Source organism: Streptomyces abyssomicinicus (assembly GCF_008974245.1).
Lineage (GTDB): Bacteria > Actinomycetota > Actinomycetes > Streptomycetales > Streptomycetaceae > Streptomyces > Streptomyces abyssomicinicus.
Map to the genome: position 1 here is coordinate 541,317 of NZ_BBZI01000005.1, position 18,100 is coordinate 559,416.

Sequence of the window (18,100 nt, forward strand, 5' to 3'; positions counted from 1 at the left end):
GCGGCCGCCGACGGCGCCCGAAGGTGACCCTCCCCGGACAGAACCTCCGGCGGACCCCGTAGGGGGAGGGTCGGAGAACCGCCCCCGGGGTCGCCGCCCGGCCCGCTCCCTTCCGTGAGCGGGCCGGAGCCCGCACGCCACCTCGCGAGGAACAGCCATGCCCAAGACGGCATTCGTGCGCACCAAGCCGCATCTCAACATCGGCACCATGGGGCACGTCGACCACGGCAAGACCACCCTGACCGCCGCCATCACCAAGGTGCTCGCCGACCGCGGCGCCTCCCGCTACGTCCCCTTCGAGCGCATCGACCGCGCCCCGGAGGAGGCCGCGCGGGGCATCACCATCAACATCGCGCACGTCGAGTACGAGACCGACACCCGGCACTACGCGCACGTCGACATGCCCGGGCACGCCGACTACGTCAAGAACATGGTCACCGGCGCCGCCCAGCTCGACGGCGCGATGCTGGTGGTCTCCGCGCTCGACGGGGTGATGCCGCAGACCGCCGAACACGTCCTGCTCGCCCGGCAGGTGGGCGTCGAGCACATCGTCGTCGCGCTCAACAAGGCCGACGCGGGTGACCCGGAGCTCACCGACCTGGTGGAGCTGGAGGTCCGCGAACTGCTCAGCGCCCACGGCTACCCCGGCGAAGCGGTGCCCGTCGTCCGGGTCTCCGGGCTCAAGGCCCTGGAGGGCGAGCCGCGTTGGGTGGCGGCCGTCGAGGCGCTGCTGGACGCCGTCGACACCTGCGTGCCGATGCCCGAACGGCACCTGGGGGCGCCCTTCCTGCTGCCGGTGGAGAACGTGCTGACCATCACCGGGCGCGGCACGGTCGTCACCGGGGCGGTGGAGCGGGGCACGGTCCGCACGGGCGACCGGGTCGAGGTGCTCGGCGCGGGGCTGGAGTCGGTGGTCACCGGGCTGGAGACCTTCGGCCGGCCCATGGAGTCGGCGCAGGCCGGGGACAACGTGGCGCTGCTGCTGCGGGGCGTGGCGCGGGACGCGGTGCGCCGCGGTCACGTCGTCGCCGCGCCCGGCAGCGTCACGCCCGGCAGGCGCTTCACCGCGCGGGCCCGCATCCTGTCGGCGCGCGAGGGCGGACGCCGCACGCCGGTGTCCACGGGCTACCGCCCGCAGTTCTACATCCGGACGGCCGACGTGGTGGGCGACGTCGACCTGGGCGAGGCGGGCACGGCGCGGCCGGGCGAGACCGTGGACATGACGGTCGAGCTGGGCACCGCCGTCCCGCTGGAGCCGGGGCTCGGCTTCGCCGTCCGTGAGGGCGGCCGGACGGTGGCCGCGGGGACGGTGACCGAGGTCGGCTGACGGGACCCCCGGGCCGGCCCGCGCCCGCAGGCCGGCCCCGGTCGCCACGCCGGCTCCGCCCGGGTCCGCGGGGCTGCTCGGGTCCGTGGGGCTGTCCGGGTCCGTGGGGCTGCTCGGGTCCGTGGGGCTGCTCGCGCCCGTGAGGCTGTCCGCGCCCGTGAGGCTGCCCGGGTCCGCGGCTCCGTTCGACACGGGTCCGCTCCCGGACGGGGGCGGACCCGGTGCGGCGACCGGGCCGGACGGGGCCGCGTGAGGAAGCCGCCGGATGCCCGAGGATGGTGCCATGACCGAGCACGCGCCGCAGATCGAGCTGAGCCGTCAGGACCTCCGTGAGGTGACCGCGTTCGCGGCGGGCTGCGCGGAGGAGGTGCTCGGCGTCTTCGAGGCCGACCGGCCGGACGACCCGCGTCCCCGCCGCGCGGTGGAGACCGCCCGGGAGTTCGCCCGGGGCGGCGAGCGGGGCAAGGCGCTGCGCGACGCGGCGTGGGCGGCGCTCAAGGCGGGCCAGGAGGCGGACGGCGCCGCACGCGAGGCGGCCCGCGCGGCGATGGCCGCGGCGGGCGCCGCCTATCTGCACCCGCTGGCCAAGGCCACCCAGGTCAAGCACATCCTCGGCTCGGCAGCCCACGCGGCCCGGGCGGCCGAACTCGGCACGGACGACGGCGATCCGGCGGTCGGCGAGGAACACGTGCGGCGGGCAGCGCGCCGCGCGCCACCGGCCGTGGCCGACGTGCTCCTCCGTTACCCGCCGGCACCGGCCGGTGGCGGCCGCACCGGAGAACTCCTCCGCCTCCTCGACACCGCTCTGCGGCACGAACGCCCCGCACACGGCTGAACCGGCGGGCACGAACCGGCGGCCGCGTCACGCCCGTCACGCCCGCCCGCCGCTCACCGTCACGCCCCCTCGCCCTTCAGATGCCGCATCAGCCGCTCGAACTCCTGCCAGCCCGACAGGTCCGACGGATCGCCCGGCAGCGGGTAGTACAGCGCGGGACGGGTTGTGGGGCCGAGTTCCCGCGGCGGCTCGGCGAGCGGGGTCCGGCGGGCCCGGTCGCCGGGCATCGCGCGGACCTCCTCGGCCCCCAGGACGAACGCGAGCGGCACGCCGGGCCCCTCGAAGTACGGCGGGACGGACAGGTCCCGGCGCGCCCGACGGAGCTGCACCAGCATGGACTGCAGCTGGTGCCGGGTGGCGAGCGCGTCCGCGGCGGCCTCCACGGCCTCCGTCGGCAGCGGCTCGCCCGGGCCGTAGCCGAAGGCCAGCGTCACGTCCTCCTCCACACCCGCCTCGGTGCGGGTGACGCGGACCGTCGCCAGACCCGGGCGCTCGGGGGTACCGACGACCACCAGCCAGGTCGGCGCGGGTGCCCGCTCGTGCGCCACCTCGGTGAGCTGCCGCAGCGACCACGGGAGGTTGGCGGGCTCCTCGGTGCCCCAGCCGGCCGGCGGTCCACCGGTGACCTCCCGCCACACGGCCTCCAGGGCGCCGCCGAGCACCAGCCGGTCGTCGGCCGGGTGGACGGTGCGGAAGGAGATCGCCAACTGCCGCTCACCGGCGTCCCCCTTCGCGGACGGGCCCTCCCGGAAGCTCGCCGCCACCGGGGTGCGCGGGTCCTCCTCGGTCGCGCCAGGGGGCACCACGGTGGCGAAGAAGCCGTCCCGCCACTGGAGGACGGCTCCGGAGAGACCGTCGTAGTAGCCGTCCCGCTCGTCCTGCACCACCCAACGGGACGGCCAGCCCGGGAGGTTGGCGCGGACCGCGGGGGACAGGCGGGTGCCGGCCGGGGTGACGATCTGGAGACCGAGCTCGGACTCGGCGGCCGCGCGGAAGGCGTCCGCCAGCCACGCCGTCATGGCGATCACCGGGCGGTCCTGAATGACGACCGCGACCTTGTCGGTGAGGACGTCCACCGCGGGCTGGGCGGCCGCCGGCACCGGCGCCGCGCTCATCCCGTCCGTGTCGACCACCGCCAGCGACCAGGCGGCCCCGGGCGGCCAGGCGGTCCCGCCGACCAGCGTGGCCAGCCGGGCGGCGAAGGCGCCGGCGAGCCGCTCGGCCTCCTTCACACCGGTCGTGGCGCGGGCCTCGGTCCACCAGTACGGCACCTCCGGCGCGCTCGCGCCCAGCAGCCGCTCCGCCTCACCCCTGACCTGCACCAGCAGGGGCGCCTCGACGGAGACCAGTGGGCGGCCCTGCGCGTCGCACAGCCGCACCACCGCTCCCTCGCCCTCGACCCCGGCCAGCTGGTCGGGGCCGCCGGCCAGGAGTCCCGCGAGCACGCTCAGGGGGTCGGGCATGTTCTTCGTCAGGGTGATGACGTCCTTCGTCATGCGTGTTTCACCTGTTCCCCGCGTAGACGGTCTGGATCAGCCGGCTGGGCCGCCCCCGCTGCACCAGCACGCCGCGCCCCGGCGGCTGCGCACCGGCGTACACACCGGGGAAGAGCTGGCCCTCGCCGCGGTCGCCGGCCATCACCAGGGCCGAGGCGCCGGACTCGCGCAGCCCCAGCAGCAGCGGCTCGTACAGGCCGCGCGCGGCGCCCGCGACCCGCCGGGTGACGACGAAGTGCAGGCCGATGTCGACCGCGGACGGGATGTACGGCACGAACGGGGCGAGGGGCTGCTGCCCCGCGGTGGTGAGCACGTCGTAGTCGTCGACCAGGATCACGATCCGCGGCCCGGAGAAGCTGCCCGGCTCCAGGTCCTCGCCGTCCGTGCCCTCGTCGGGCAGCCGCTTCTCCAGCTCCGAGGCGATGCCCGCGGCGAGACCCGCGGCCAGCTTGGAGTTGTAGGCGTAACCGCCCCGGTACTCCTCCGGGATGGCGCCCCGCAGGCCGCGTCGCGGGTCGAAGACGCCGAAGACCAGCTCGTCCTCCCCGTGGCGCTCGATCAGCCCCTGGGCGACCACCTTGAGCAGGTTGGTCTTGCCGCACTCGCTGTCCCCCATGACGACCAGGTGCTGGTCGTGCCGGAACAGGTCGAGCAGCACCGGCTCGAGCTGGGACTGGTCGAGGCCGACCGGCACGCGCCGCGGCTCCACCACCGCGGTCGGCAGCACGTCGGGCTCCAGCACGTGGGGCAGCACCCGCACCGGCTGGGCGACCTCGCCGGTCCAGGTGGCACGGACCTGACGGGCGGTGCGCTCCAGCACCGCCCCCAGGTCGTCGGCGTCGGCGAGACCGTCGGTGCGGGGCAGGGCCACCTGGGCGAACAGCTTGCCGTCGGTGAGGACCCGGCCCTTCTCCTCCGGGGAGAGCGTCTGGGCCAGCTTGCGCTCGACGCTGGACTCGCCGGGATCGTTCAGCCGCAGCTCGACCCGGGTGCCGAACTGCGACTGGGTGGCGATGCGCACGTCGTTCCAGCGGAGCATGCCGGCGACGACGTGGACGCCGTAGCCGCCGCCGCGCTTGAGGATGTCGGTGACCGCGTCGTCCAGCTCCTCGAAGTCGTCACGCAGGGCGCCGAACCCGTCGATCAGCAGCACGATCTCGGTGGACGCCAGCTCCGGCACCTGCCCCGCGGCGCGCCGGGTGCGCAGCTGCTCCAGCGAGTCGATGCCGTGGATCCGGAACAGCTCCTCGCGCTGGTCCAGCATGGCGCGCACCGACTCGACGGTGCGGGCGGCCCGCTCGCGGTCGGCGCGGCCGGCGACCCCGCCGACGTGCGGCAGCCCGGACAGCACCTGGAGGCCGCCGCCGACCAGGTCGAGCCCGTAGACGCCGACCTCCTGCGGGGTGTGGGTGAGGGCCAGCGACAGGGCCAGCGTGCGCAGCAGGGTGGTCTTGCCGGACTGCGGCCCGCCGATCACCGCCGCGTGGCCGCCCGCCAGGGTGAGGTCCAGGTACCACTGGCCCTGCCACTGCCTGGTCGGGTCGTCCAGGACGCCGAGCGGCACCTGGAGCGGGCCGCGCCGCCTGGCCAGCTGCATGCCCCGCGCCCCCACCGCCACCGGGCCCGCCACCTTGTCCAGGGCGACCGCGGAGGGCAGCGGGGGCAGCCAGATCTGGCGCACCGGGCGGGCGCCCGCCCGCTCCAGCTGGTCGATCATCATGCCCATCTGGGTGGGCCCGGTCTCCCGGCGGCGCGCCTTCGGCTCCTCGGCCGTGCCCTCGCCGTCCTCGCCGAGGGTGTTGTACGCCGCGTACTCCAGGGCCAGCGGACCGCTGTCCTCGCTCTCGCGCCGCACCGGGCCGTTGTAGGCGCCCGAGACGTAGCCGGCCTTGAACCGCTCGTAGTGGCTGGTGTCGACCTTCAGATAGCCGAAGCCGGGCAGCGGGGGCAGGTGGAAGGCGTCCGTGGTGTCCAGGACGGTGCGGGACTCGTCGGCCGAGAAGGTGCGCAGACCGAGCCGGTAGGACAGGTAGGTGTCCAGCCCCTTGAGCTTTCCGCCCTCGATGCGCTGGCTGGACAGCAGCAGGTGGACGCCGATGGAGCGGCCGATCCGGCCGATCGACAGGAACAGGTCGATGAAGTCCGGCTTCGCCGTGAGGAGTTCGCCGAACTCGTCGATCACCACGAACAGGTGCGGCAGCGGATCGAGGTCGGGCCGCTTCTCGGCGCGCAGCGCGGCGTAGTGGCCGATGTCGGCGACGTTGCCCGCGTTCTTGAGTACCTGCTGACGGCGCTTGACCTCTCCGGCGAGCGAGGCGTGGACGCGTTCGACGAGGCCGGCCTGGTTCTCCAGGTTGGTGATCACGCCGGCGACGTGCGGGAGGTCCGCGAACGGGGCGAAGGTCGCGCCGCCCTTGTAGTCGACGAGGACGAGGGCGAGGTCGTCCGGCGGGTGGGTGGCGACCAGGGCGAGCACCAGGGTGCGCAGCAGCTCCGACTTGCCGGAACCGGTCGCGCCGACGCACAGGCCGTGCGGCCCCATGCCGAGTTCGGAGGACTCCTTCAGGTCGAGCAGCACCGGCTCGTGCGAGTCGCCCACGCCGATCGGCACCCGCAGGAAGGCGCGCTCGCCGCGCGGCGACCACAGCCGGTCCAGGTCGAGGTCGGCGACGTCGTCGATGCCGAGCAGCTCGGCGAAGCCGACCGGCCCGGCGAGCGGCGCGTCGGCCATCGACTCGGCGGACAGCCGCAGCGGGGCCAGCATCCGGGCGAGGCCCTCGGCGAAGGGGACGCCGATGTCGTCGACGGTGCCGCCGGCGGCGATCGGCTCCGGCATGCGCAGGTCCTCGACCTCGACCCGGTCACCCTCGACGGTGATCCGCAGGCTCACGCTGCCCGGCTCCTGCACCCGCCGGTCCAGCAGGTGCAGCACGGTGACCCCCATGTCGCGCAGCCCCACCGCGTCGTCGGGCCGCGGCAGGTCCACCGCGTCGTCACCGTGCCCGTCGACCACCACCAGCAGCCGGGAGGCCATCGACAGGGCCGCACGGTCGGACAGCCCCCGGCGGACCTCGGCCGCGTAGGAGGCGCGGCGGCGCAGCTCGGGCCCCAGACGGCGGGCCAGCTGGAGCAGCGAGGGCTCGATGCGGCGGGCGGCGACCGGCCCGTCGAACTGCTCGCCGTCCAGCAGATGCGGCAGCCACTTGGCCCACTCCCAGTCGGCCGCCCGGTCACCGGGCACCGCCAGCGCCATCGCCACGTCGTCCGGCGCGTGGGTGGCCGCGGCCTGTGCCATCAGCGCCCGCGCCACGCGCAGGGTGTCCTCGCGGCTGCCGACGACACTGACGTCGCCGACCCGGTCCAGCGGCACGGTGAGGGGGAGCGCGGTGCCGATGCCGAAGCGCGACACCAGCGCGGAGGCCTCGTTGAGCATGAACTCGTCGGGCGGGGTCAGCACGGTGGAGTTCGGCTGGCCCACCTTCAGATCGCGGACGGGCATCTCACCGGTGCCCACCCGCACGCGCAGGAAGTCGGCGTCCGTCCGGCGCCGCTCCCACAGCCGGGCGGGGTCGCGCACGATGTCGTGGAGCGCGTCCGGGGGCGGATTGAGCACCTGGGCGCGCTCCCGGCGCCGTGTCTCCTCCTGGAACAGCTCCTCCCGCAGGTCCTCCAGGTAGGACAGGTAGGCCTCGCGCTGGGTGCGGCGGGTGCGCTGCGCCTTGCCGCGCTGGGAGAAGAGCAGGACCATCGCGCCGACCACGGTGACGACGAGGATGATCGCGCCCAGCGCCGCGAACTGGCTGCTGCGGATGACCGTCATCATCACGACGGACGACATCACACCGGCGACCGGCAGCAGCGAGGTGGCGACCGAACCCGCCCTGCCCTCGGGCAGGTTGGGAGGCGCCTCGATGGTGCGCGGCTCGGGGGAGGCCGGGGGCCGGGTGGTGCGGGCCGGCCGGTGGATCAGTCGCGTGCTCATCGTCCTTGCCTTCTCCTCGGCGTCCTCGGTGTCGCGGCCTGCGGCGCCGCGGACCGGTGGGTTCGCGGGCCCGTGGCTGCGCGGGCCTGTCGGTGCGCGGGCCGGTGGGTGCGCCGCCGGACGGGGCGGGCGGTCAGCGCCTCTGCTGGGAGAGCCGGAAGACCTCCGCCGCCAGCCGGGTGGCGGCCTCCCGGGTGTCGTGGGCCAGCAGCCCGGTGCGGATCGTCCCGCCCGCCGCCAGGTGGCGGTCGTAGGGCAGGACCCGCACGCGCGCCCCCGTGGCCTCCAGCCGCTCGGTGGCCTTCGCCAGGTCGACGCCGGAGTGCGGCACGGTCTCGCAGATCACCACCACGGTCGAGGTGGTGATGTCCCGCGGCAGCCCCCGCATCCACTCCAGCACCGCGAGCGTGCTGGCCACGCCCTCCAGCGTGGCCGGCACCGTGAGCACCCGGGCCTGCGCGGCGGACAGCGCGGTACGGGCGACCTCGGCCGGCATGGTCTCGCAGTCCACCACGGTCACCCCGAAGTAGCGGCGGGTCGACACCATGACCCGTTCGTATGCCTTGGTGCTGAGCATGGTGCCGACCTGGCCCTGGCTGGCGGGCAACAGCCAGGCGTTGCCCGGCAGTTTGACCAGATAGCCGGTGACGTCGAGCAGCGTCATCTGCGGCTCGACCAGGTCGGCGAGGTCGCCGGTGGTCCAGCGCAGGCTCTCCGCGCCGAGCCGCAGCGGCAGCGAACCGAGCGCCGGGTCGGCCTCCACCACCAGCACCGGGTCCTGCCGGTAGTGCGCGAACGTCGTGCCCAGCAGCGCGGCCACCGTCGTCTTGCCCGACCCGCCGCGGATGGACGTCACCGCGATCTGACGGCCGGTGGTGACCGGCTGCTGCAGCACCTCGGCGGTCGCGGTGGTCTCGGCGACCTCACGGGCGGCCGACGAGGAGACGGTCCGCCGCACCGCCCGCAGGGCACGCGCCGCGAACGGCTCCCCCCGGCGCGGCGCGCGGCCGGCCACGGCGAGCTTGCCGTCCACCACCGGGCGCGAGTCCGGGGCGGAGCGGGGGGCGCGGGCCCGCGGGGCGGGGGTACGCGGCCGGCCGGGGGCGGGGGCGGGGGCTGCCTGGGCCTGCGGCGGCCCCTGGGGCTCCCCCCGCGGGGGCCCCGCCGGCGCGGGCGTCCCCGCCTGCCGCGGTGTCTGCTGGGGCGTCTGCCGCGGTGCCTGACGGGAGGCCTGCTGGGGTGGCTCCTGCGGTGCCGGCTGTGGCGCAGGTTGCGGTGTCTGCTGCGGTGTCCGCTGCGGTATTTGCTGGGGCCACCCGCCCGAGGGCGGGGCAGCCTGCTGGGACGCACCGCCGCCCCTCAGGTCGCGCAGCACGTCGCTCTGCCAGTTGTCCCCGCTCGGCATCTCGCCTTCTCCCCTCCCGCGCCGCCGTCCGGTCCCGTCCCGCCAGGAACGGCGACCGGCCGGCGTCCGGTCTCCGACGTACCGGACGTGCCATGTCAGAACTTGTCGAGCAGCTGCCCGTAGATCCCGAACGCCCCGAGCGCGAGCGGGAACAGGCCGATCACCCCGATGGACTCGATCAGGTCGGCGAACCTCCGCAGCCGCACCCGGACATGCTCGGGCGGCTCCACCGCCAGCACCAGCAGCGGCAGCAGCGCCGCCGCCCCGAGGAGGGCCAGCGCGCCGGCGCCTCCCGAGTGGCCGAGCCACAGCACGGCGAGGCGCACGACGATCAGCCCCGCCGCCCCGAACAGCGCCACCACCTCGGCGACCAGTGGAAACGCCCGGGCCCGGGAGAGCAGCACCACGGCGGTCAGCGACGCCAGGCAGACCGTCCAGACGTTCCACCCCGCCGAGGAGGTCAGCAGCCAGCCGCCCGCCGCCGCCGACACGGCGGTGACGACGGTGGCGAGCGCCAGTCCCCGGTGGGTGGCGGCGAGGGCGTTGGCCACCTCGTGACGGCTGACCGAGGTGCCCGAGGACCGCTTGTCGTCCAGCGCGGTCAGCCCCGAGGCCATCAGCGCGAACCGTGGCAGCAGTCCCAGCAGGACCACGGAGACCACGGCCATCACCGCCCCGACCCGGTCGCCCCGGTCCTGGAGCAGAGCGACGGCCTCCCACACGACGGTCGCGAGGACGACCGCGCCGGCCCCGATCAGCCCGCCGCGGCCGAGCGGCGAACAGTGGGCGAGCAGCACCAGCGTCAGCGCCACCGCGACCGCGACGCCCGCCAGCCGGGCGGTGGGGGACCAGGCGTAGGCGTCGGCGGCGGTCCACGCCGCCATCAGCCCCAGCCCGCCCGACGCCAGCAGCAGCGCCGTGGCCAGACCCACGTTGCCCTTGCCGATCTTCGCGACCGCCGCCCCGGTGATCAGACACACCGCCGTCACGACCGCCAGCCCGACGGCCACCGCCTCCAGCGCGAACTCCCGCCGGGCCAGCAGCGCCGCGACCAGCGCGAACACCACGGCCGCCACACCGGCGGAGATCCGGCGCGCGGCGGGCCGCCAGCGCCAGGCCCGCAGGTCCAGGTCGTCCGCCACCTGGTCGGTGACGTCGTGCACCACCGGTGCCGGCGGCGCGGCATGGGCCCGCACCAGGCGCAGCACCGCGCCGTCGGGCACTTCGGCCGAGGCGAGCGTGGCGTCGTGCGGCAGCGCGGCACCGTCCGCCGTCAGCAACTGCCGCGTCGTGGGCCGGGTCGCCACCCGGTCGTCCAGCAACCGCAGGATGTCCGGCAGAAGCTGACCGATCGGGGTGTCCGACGGAAGGACCAGGTCGGCGCGCCGCCGCTCACCTATCAGAGTGACCCTGCTGAGCTGGGTCCGGAACGTCGTTGCTGCGCTCACCGCTCACCGGAACCTATCGTCGCGTCGTGACGGGCCTGGAGGGCCCCTGCAGGGACATGATCACGCGAACTCCCGTCCGCCCGCCCCACGTTCACTGCTTGTCGCCGTTCCCGCCGGGCGAAGCGGCGGGGGACGGGTTGTACAACTGCTCCTGCTGCTGCCGCTGTTTCTCCTGCTCGGCCTTCTGCTTCGCCATCGTGGCCTGGAGGAACGACCAGCCGACGCACCCGGCGCACAGCACGGCGGCGATCGCGATCCCCGCGAACACCTTCCCGAACCGCTCGTCCGCCGTCCGCCGTGCCCGCTGCGCACCGAACAGCAGCGCGTCCCGCATCCGCCGCCGGCGCACCGCCACCGACTCCAGCAGCTGGCTGTCGTAGTCCCGTGCCATTCGGTTCGTCCTGGATCGAGGATGGGGTTCGGGCCGGTCGTGGTCGGCCGGATCACCGGCGGACGTCGGCCGCCCGGGCCTGACCTGGAGCGAGAGCCGGGCTTGCGGCCCGGCCATCGCAACATAGGACATGGACGCGCCACACGTACAGTCGGGTTCCAGTAACACCGCGCTCAACACGCGCACTTGGGTGCCCGCCCGGACGCAGCGGGCACCACCTGACGGGCGCCGCCCTCGTCGCAGTCGGTGTCCGGAGGCCCCGGGCCTCGTGCGCGCACCTGTCAGGTGTCGAACTCACCGACCCACTTGGCCTTCACCAGGACCTCGGGCAGGTAGTCCGACGTGACCTCGAGCGGCATCTCCGCGTCGTACGCCAGGCACGCCATCGCCAGCGGGCCGAGCGCCACGAGGCCTTCGCTGCTGAGGGCGCGGTCCTCCTCGGCGGTCCAGTACTCCTTGTGCAGCCGCAGACTCTCCTCCAAGGCCCTGTTGAATTCCACCGGGTCCTGGCGCAGATAGCGGTGGAACAGCTCGATCGGCTGGGCGAGGACCATGACCAGCAGGTCGGGGCCGGCGATCTCCGCGTTCCGGGGCACCGCGCCGGCCGAGGCGGCCACGAGCTTCTCGCCCACGCCGCCACGGCGCAGCCAGTAGCTCTGCAGGGTGTCGATCCAGGCGTAGACGTACTCGTCGAACTCGGCGCCGGAGGCCCGGAGCAGGGAGACCGGTACCTGGCACAGTTGGGTCATGCGGTCCTGCTCACGGCAGACGACGGCCAGCCAGAACGCCTTGATCCAGTTGCCCGCGTGCGCGGCCCGGTGCGGGCCGGTGGCCGGAAGGGAGCGCACCTTGCCGGCGATCCGTGTCTCGACGTGCCCCTCGGACGCGTCGGCGGCGGCGAACAGCGCGGAACCGACCTGCATCGCCGCCACCCAGGCCCGCCAGGTCGGCGCGTACTGCGCCGACGGGTCGGTCGCGCACCGCGCTTCCGCCTCGGTGAGCGTGATCATGAACGCGAACTCGAGGTTCCGCGGGTCTTCCTCCAGTCCGTCGATCGCTTCGGCAGCGGCCTGACGGAGCGTTTCGTTCTCCTCTTCGGCACCCGCTGTCGGGTAGTCGTGACGAGTGACGATTGCGGGCACCGCGTTACTCCCTCTAGTCAATCTTGAAGTGCTTCATCGTGTAACCGACGTGTTCACCGGCGGTCTCCGCGGCCTGGACCAATACGTAGTCCAGCTTACCGTTCTTCAATTGGCTGAGGAGTTTGAGGGCCAGTCCCTTTTCGCCCGGACGCTTCATCATGTCGCTGATGGTCGCCAGGATGTATTGCGGCGTGCCCTGCTTGACCCGCATACCGCTCGAATCGTCGCCCACACCATTGATGGGGCCCACGCCGTCCCGGTCCTTCAGCACGCCGTCGGGGGCCTTGGCCTCGACGAGGAGGTGCCGGTCGCCGTTCTCGTAGATGTGGTCGAAACGCCGGTTGCCCGTGCCGGGGGGAGTGACCTCGTGAGCGTTCGGGAAATTGTCCGGAACGGCGTGGTACCGCACAACGTCCTCGCCGTATTTCTCGCTCGGCTTGGTGTTGTACTTCTCCATGCCGGCCGCTTCCTGCGCGGCTTCGACGCGTGCCGCGTTCGCCTCGCTCGGGTCGGCCTTGAACGCCCGCTCCGCCCGGTTGAGTTCGAGGGCGGCCTCGCGGTGGACGGCCGACTCGTCGAGCTTGGGCAGGTGAGCGTCGTCGACCGTGTCGCGGATGCCTTCGACGGGCTTGATGGGCTTGTACTGCTCCGCGCCGGCTGAGGGACTCGTGGTGGGGTCGTACCACTCGCCCGATTCCTTCTGCCGGAGCCGCGTCAGTTCGTGGCCGTTCTCGTCCCTGGCGGTGGCGCTCCTGCGGGTGCCGTCCGGCTCGTAGTAGCGGTCGCGCCAGACGGGGTCGTTGTTGGCCCGTTCCACCTGCTGGCGGCTGATCTCCTGCCGCTCGGCCGCGGTGAGCGGTCGTTCCTGGTCACCACGGCCCGCGGCCGCCGCGTCGTCGGCGTTGTCGGCCTGGGCACCGGCATCGCCGACGGCGTCGTCACCGGTGCGGCCGAGGTCGTCCAGCGACCCGGCGGGCGGCGGTGTCTCGCCCCCACCGCCGGTCGACACGTCGTCGGAGCCACGGCTGCCAGGCAAGTCGGCGTCACCGCCGCCCTGACCGCCCGGCCCGCCCTGACCGGTGCTGCCGGGGCCGTCGTTGCCGACGTCCGTGCGGCCGGCATCGGTCGCGGTGTGGCTCGCCGAGGGACCGGGGCCGTGTTCGCGCGCGCCTCCGCCCGGCAGGTTGTCGCCCGCGCTTCCGCCCGGCAGGTTGTCCCCGACGTTCCCGCCAGGGAGCCCGCCGCCACCGGTCCGCACGGGGATGTCGGCGCCGGCCTGCACGGGCACGTGCGCGCCCGCCTGGACGGGCACGTGCGCGCCCGCCTGGACGGGGATGTTGGCGCCGGCCTGTGCGGGGATGTTCGCGCCCGCCTGGACGGGGATGTTGGCGCCGGCCTGTGCGGGCACGTGCGCGCCCGCCTGGACGGGGATGTTGGCGCCGGCCTGTGCGGGGATGTTGGCGCCGGTCTCCACCCCGGTGTCGTCGCCGGTGCGGCCGAGGTCGCCGAGGCCGTCGTCCGCGTTGCTGCCGAGGCGGACGGTTTGGCCTCCGGCGTTGTCCGCGGCGTGGGCGGCGTTGTCGGCGGTGTGGGCGCCCGCGCCGACCAGGGCGGGTTCCCGCACCGGTGTGGGTGTGTGGGGGTTGTCCGCGCCGGCGGGCGGGTCGAGGTCGGTGCCGCCCGGCTCGCGCGGGGCGTCGTCGGCCCGCTGCACGACGTTGCCGGCGTCGTCGAGGATGTTGCCCTCGGGATCCAGGTACTGCGCCGGGGCACCCGGCTCCGTCGGCAGTTTCGTCGTGCCCTGCGGCAGCGGCACGGTCTGCTCCGGCAGTTTGACGTTGCCGTCGGGCAGCCGCGTCGCCCCGTCCGGCAGCGTCGCACCCTCCGGGAAGTCGAACGTCCCGTCGGGCAGCTTCACCGAACCGGGCGGCAGCTCGAACGCGTTCGCCGGCAGCGGCGGGATCTCGATGTTGCCGACACCCTTCAACGCGGTCGCGATGTCACCGATCTTCGACAGCCCCGCACCCGCACCCTTGGCGATGTAGGTCATCGGATCGATCGCCCTGCCCGCCGCACCCAGCACCTTCGCGACCGCACCCGCCTTGCCCGCACCCGAGACCGCACCACCCGCGCCACCGGTGAACACGGTCGTCAGCACGTTGAAGGTCACCGCGCCCGCCGCACGGGCAGGGTTCTTGCCCCACTCGTCCCACGCCACCAGCGCCTTGCCGGTCTCCTTCATCGCCGTACGCGAATCACGGATCCACGACGGCAGCTTGTCGTCCGGCAACGTCCAGAACAAGGTCCCGGCGATCGGCACCGCCGAGATCAGCAGCCCCGTGGCCAGCTGCGCGAGACCCTTCCACGCCTGCTTCATCGCCTCCCAGCCACCGAAGCCGACCAGCGTGCCCAAACCCTTGATGGTGCCCCACACACCGTCGACGATCAGCCCGTCCCACACGAACGACTTCACCCAGTGGCCGACCTCGTACCAGTGATGCTTCTCCTCCACCGGGTCACCCCAGGGAAGCTTCGCGTTCTTCATGTCACCGGCGTCGAACCCGTACTGGTCCTTACGATCCGACCCGTCACCCGCCACCATCTGCGTCCCGCCCCACAAGGCGGTGATCTTGTTGTGACAGGCCCGCTCCGCCGCCCAGAACGCCGCCACCGTCGCGGTGATGTCATCCCGGATCCGGTTGTGCTCCTCGACCTTGTCCCCGTCGTACTCCCACTCGTCGTCGTCCTCAACCGACGCCACGAACGTGGTCGCCTCGGCCTTCAACTGCCTCAGCCGGTCCACCAACGGACGAACCTCGGTCGCATACGACGACAACGCCGACGAAACCGTCTCCAGACCATCGGCGAACGTATCCGCCCGGTCCTTCGCCACCTGCGTCGTGGCGAACAGCTTCTCCGCCTCCGGCGCCTTGTAATACGCCGCCAAACCCTGGAACTGACTGTGGACCTTCGCCCCCACCGACCGCACATTCCCCGCGTCGGTCCTCAACGCACCGTAATCCGTCTCCAACTGCGCCAGATTCCCGGTGAACTGAGGTATCTGCCCCGGCTGAATCACGCCTTCCCCACCCCCGGCATATCCAGCTTCGGCGCCAGCAACGCCTTACGCTGCGCCTCCGCCGCCATCTCCAGATCACCGTTCAGATAGGCCGTCGTCGCCTCCACCGCACCCGTCAGCGACTTCCCCGCCCGCGCCGCGACGAACTGCAACTCCTTGGCAGCCTTCTCCGCGTACTGCGACAAGGCCAACGCGACCAGACCACCCGCCTGCTCACCCCCGCCACCACCCTCCGCGGAAATCGTCCCGGCACTGGTCGCCGCCGACTGCAGATGCTCACCGAACGACTTCGCGTACCCCTCCATCGACGACGCCGTCTCACCCGTCGTCTTCAGAACGTGCGAGATCCCCTGTGGCGTCAGATCCCAGTTCGGCACCGAAAACCCCCGTACTGCCTGGAAACGAACAGAAGGCCGTTCATACCCGCCGGCGTGCTCCGCCCTGGACCGCCCCGCCACGACGTGCATGCGTCCGGTGGCGGCCCAGGTGCGCGCCGGTCACCCGATGTTGTCGACCGCGGCCTTGGCGCGCTGGATCGTCGACTGCGCCGTGCCGTCGTTCTGCTCCAGCGTCGACTTGAGCAGCGCGATGATGTTCCGCACCTCCTGCGAGGCGTTGATCCACCGCTGCTCCTTGCCGTGGTATTCGTCGGCCACACCGTCGGCGACGAAGTCCGCCATCGCCGCCTTCACCTGCTGCTCACGCTGCGTGAGCAGACCTTCCAGCCGGCCCACCACCGCCTGGATGTTGGCCTGCGCGTCCGACGACGCGCCCGAATCGTAGGACCGGCGATCAGCGCCCGCACCCGCCATCACACATCACTCCCCGAAAGACGAACCCGACAGAAAGAACCCGCCGCACCAGGAAGCCGCAGCACCGGCCCCCGCCACCCTGGCCAGCACATCAACGAAAGCGCGCCGCGTCGAAGTTCGCGGCCGACATCTGCTGCCGCGCGTTGTCACCCTGCTCCTGGTCACCCGACGCGAACGCCGAATCCATCCCCGCCTGACCACCCAGAATCGCGCCCAGCGAACCGTTCAGATCCGCCGCGATCTGATCCGCCTGCGCCTTGAACTGGTCGAACATCACCCGGCCCGAACCGTTGAACTTCCCCTCCAACGGCTGCACCGCCACCACCAACTGACGCACCAACGCACCGAGATCATCACTCGAACCACGCGAATCACGCTGCAGCGTCGACAGCGTCTGCGCACCCATGTCGAACTTCATGAAGCCTCCCCCGGTCGGGTCACCGCGAGGATCACGACCGATCCGTCGCGACAGTTCTCCTCATCTTCGCCGCCCCGGCAGCGGTCGCGCAATCGAGGCCCGCAATCGTCACAGACGCACCACAACTCGGCCTGGTTCCAAGCCTTTTGGTTCCGATCGCCAGATGCGCCCTAGGGTCGGGCCCATGGGTGACATGTATGCCGTGGACCTGGCGCTCGATCTCGCGCCCACCGTGCCGGCCGCCGTGCTCGACGAACTGCGCTTCCACCTCGGCGCCCCTGACGCCCCGAGCGGCGCGGACCAGGGAGACGGCGGAGGCGAGAGCGAGGGAGACCTGACCGCTCTGCTGGCAGGGCGCGGTCCGGCGAGACGCATCGGCGGGGTGCGGACCGGGGAGCTGGTCCGCGCGCGTGACGGCTGGGCGCTGACGGCGCGGCAGGAACTGCACGCCGAGCTGCTGCCCGAACTCCACGCGCTGGTGGAGCGGCTGGCACTCCACGCCAGGACCGAGGGAGTGATCGGCCAGATCAGGTTCTACGAGGAATGGGTCCCGGAACTGCTGATCAACAGGTCCGGGACACCGGTCAGGATGCCGCTGGGTCCGCGAGGGTAGCCCCGGTGTCCTCCGGCCCTTCCTCGGGCTCGCCGAGCTGTTCCCGTATGTAGTTCCACACCACCGCGATCAGCGCGGAGGCGGGCACGGCCAGCAGGCTGCCCACGATGCCCGCCAGGCTGCCGCCCAGCGTCACCGCCAGCAGGATCACCGCCGCGTGCAGGCCCAGGCCCCGGCTCTGGATCATGGGCTGGAAGACGTTGCCCTCCAGCTGCTGCACGCCGACGATGATCGCCAGCACGATCAGCGCGTCGGTCAGCCCGTTCGACACCAGCGCGATGAGCACCGCGACGAATCCCGCGAACAGGGCGCCGATGACCGGCACGAAGGCGGAGACGAAGGTCAGCACCGACAGCGGCAGCACCAACGGCACGTCGAGGATCCACAGGCCGAGGCCGATGAGGACGGCGTCGATCAGTCCGACCAGCGCCTGCGACCGGATGAACGCGCCCAGGGTGTCCCAGCCCCGCTCGGCCACGGTGGGCACGTGGACGGCGAGCCGGCCGGGCAGCTGACGGGTCAGCCAGGGCAGGAACCGCGGGCCGTCCTTCAGGAAGAAGAACATGAGGAACACGGCGAGCACGGCCGTGACGACGCCGTTGATGACGGTCCCCACACCCGTGACGACGGCGGAGACCGTGGCCCCCATACTGTTCTGCAGACGGTCCACCGCGGAGTCGAGCGCCTTGGTGATCTCCGTGTCGTCGATGTTCAACGGCGGGCCGGCGGCCCATTCCCGCAGGTGCTTGATGCCGGCGATCACACCGTCCACCAGCTCCCCCGACTGGGACGTCACCGGCACGGCGATCAGCGCCACCACGCCCGCCGCGATCACCAGGGACACCACCGTGACCACCGAGGCCGCGAGGGCGGGAGCCCAGCCGTGCCGGCGCAGGAAGCGCGCCATCGGCCAGGTGAGCGTGGTGAGGAACAGGGCGACGACCAGCGGCCAGACCACCGGCCACATCCGGCCGAGGAGCCACAGCCCCGCCGTGACCATCAGCAGGACCAACAGCAGGTCGACGCTGGTGCGCGCCGACGTACGCAGGGCTGTGCGGGTTCGCGTGGCACTCAACCTGGCAGGCATGGAGCCACTTTAGAGGGCCGACGGCGGGACGCGCCCCCGCCTTCCGGCGAGTGCGTGAGGCGTCC

14 protein-coding genes are annotated in these 18,100 nt (G+C 73.0%); 3 read left to right on the forward strand and 11 right to left on the reverse strand.

Annotated elements, in window-relative coordinates; genetic code table 11:
- The first annotated feature begins 157 nt into the window (after window positions 1-157).
- Both tuf and GBN72_RS02255 read left to right on the forward strand, forming a co-directional pair.
- On the forward strand, window positions 158-1,327 hold the full coding sequence (gene tuf / locus GBN72_RS02250) for an elongation factor Tu (protein ID WP_151769920.1): 1,170 nt from the start codon (window positions 158-160) through the stop codon (window positions 1,325-1,327).
- A gap of 283 nt (window positions 1,328-1,610) precedes the next feature.
- Window positions 1,611-2,162, forward strand: a complete 552-nt coding sequence (locus GBN72_RS02255; RefSeq protein WP_151769921.1) for a putative immunity protein — start codon at window positions 1,611-1,613, stop codon at window positions 2,160-2,162.
- Window positions 2,163-2,221: 59 nt separating this feature from the next.
- Here GBN72_RS02255 and GBN72_RS02260 read toward each other — a convergent pair whose 3' ends face one another.
- From GBN72_RS02260 to GBN72_RS02305, 10 genes are all read right to left on the reverse strand, one after another.
- Entirely contained in the window at window positions 2,222-3,658 is a 1,437-nt protein-coding gene (locus GBN72_RS02260; protein ID WP_151769922.1) for a DUF6177 family protein, read from the reverse strand.
- Between the two features lie 7 nt (window positions 3,659-3,665).
- Window positions 3,666-7,640: a type VII secretion protein EccCa gene (gene eccCa, locus GBN72_RS02265; protein ID WP_151769923.1), complete on the reverse strand. Its 3,975-nt coding sequence runs from the start codon at window positions 7,638-7,640 to the stop codon at window positions 3,666-3,668.
- A 133-nt stretch (window positions 7,641-7,773) separates the two neighbouring features.
- Window positions 7,774-8,673 carry a MinD/ParA family ATP-binding protein gene (locus GBN72_RS02270; protein ID WP_439959737.1) on the reverse strand — a complete coding sequence of 300 codons (900 nt, stop codon included), beginning with the start codon at window positions 8,671-8,673 and terminating at the stop codon, window positions 7,774-7,776.
- Window positions 8,674-9,140: 467 nt separating this feature from the next.
- A complete protein-coding gene (gene eccD, locus GBN72_RS02275; protein ID WP_151769925.1) occupies window positions 9,141-10,493 on the reverse strand; it encodes a type VII secretion integral membrane protein EccD in 1,353 nt (450 codons plus the stop codon).
- A gap of 91 nt (window positions 10,494-10,584) precedes the next feature.
- Window positions 10,585-10,884 (reverse strand): hypothetical protein, encoded by a 300-nt coding sequence (locus GBN72_RS02280; protein WP_151769926.1) that lies wholly within the window; start codon window positions 10,882-10,884, stop codon window positions 10,585-10,587.
- A gap of 281 nt (window positions 10,885-11,165) precedes the next feature.
- Complete coding sequence (locus GBN72_RS02285) at window positions 11,166-12,026, reverse strand: immunity 49 family protein (RefSeq protein WP_164540321.1); 861 nt, start codon at window positions 12,024-12,026, stop codon at window positions 11,166-11,168.
- A gap of 13 nt (window positions 12,027-12,039) precedes the next feature.
- Window positions 12,040-15,105, reverse strand: a complete 3,066-nt coding sequence (locus tag GBN72_RS34975) for a hypothetical protein (RefSeq protein ID WP_369695869.1) — start codon at window positions 15,103-15,105, stop codon at window positions 12,040-12,042.
- A complete protein-coding gene (locus GBN72_RS02295) occupies window positions 15,102-15,482 on the reverse strand; it encodes a DUF6507 family protein (protein ID WP_151769927.1) in 381 nt (126 codons plus the stop codon). The genes GBN72_RS34975 and GBN72_RS02295 overlap by 4 nt, the downstream gene beginning before the upstream one ends.
- Before the next feature lie 120 nt (window positions 15,483-15,602).
- A complete protein-coding gene (locus GBN72_RS02300) occupies window positions 15,603-15,917 on the reverse strand; it encodes a pore-forming ESAT-6 family protein (RefSeq protein ID WP_151769928.1) in 315 nt (104 codons plus the stop codon).
- Window positions 15,918-16,008: 91 nt separating this feature from the next.
- Window positions 16,009-16,335, reverse strand: a complete 327-nt coding sequence (locus tag GBN72_RS02305) for a hypothetical protein (RefSeq protein WP_151769929.1) — start codon at window positions 16,333-16,335, stop codon at window positions 16,009-16,011.
- 184 nt (window positions 16,336-16,519) lie between these two features.
- On the opposite strand from GBN72_RS02305, the gene GBN72_RS02310 reads away from it, so the two are divergent.
- The gene (locus GBN72_RS02310; RefSeq protein WP_151769930.1) at window positions 16,520-16,948 is read left to right on the forward strand and encodes a hypothetical protein; all 429 of its coding nucleotides are present in this window, start codon (window positions 16,520-16,522) and stop codon (window positions 16,946-16,948) included.
- Here GBN72_RS02310 and GBN72_RS02315 read toward each other — a convergent pair.
- On the reverse strand, window positions 16,920-18,035 hold the full coding sequence (locus tag GBN72_RS02315) for an AI-2E family transporter (RefSeq protein WP_151769931.1): 1,116 nt from the start codon (window positions 18,033-18,035) through the stop codon (window positions 16,920-16,922). The two genes, GBN72_RS02310 and GBN72_RS02315, sit on opposite strands and share 29 nt — an antisense overlap.
- Window positions 18,036-18,100 lie beyond the last annotated feature (65 nt).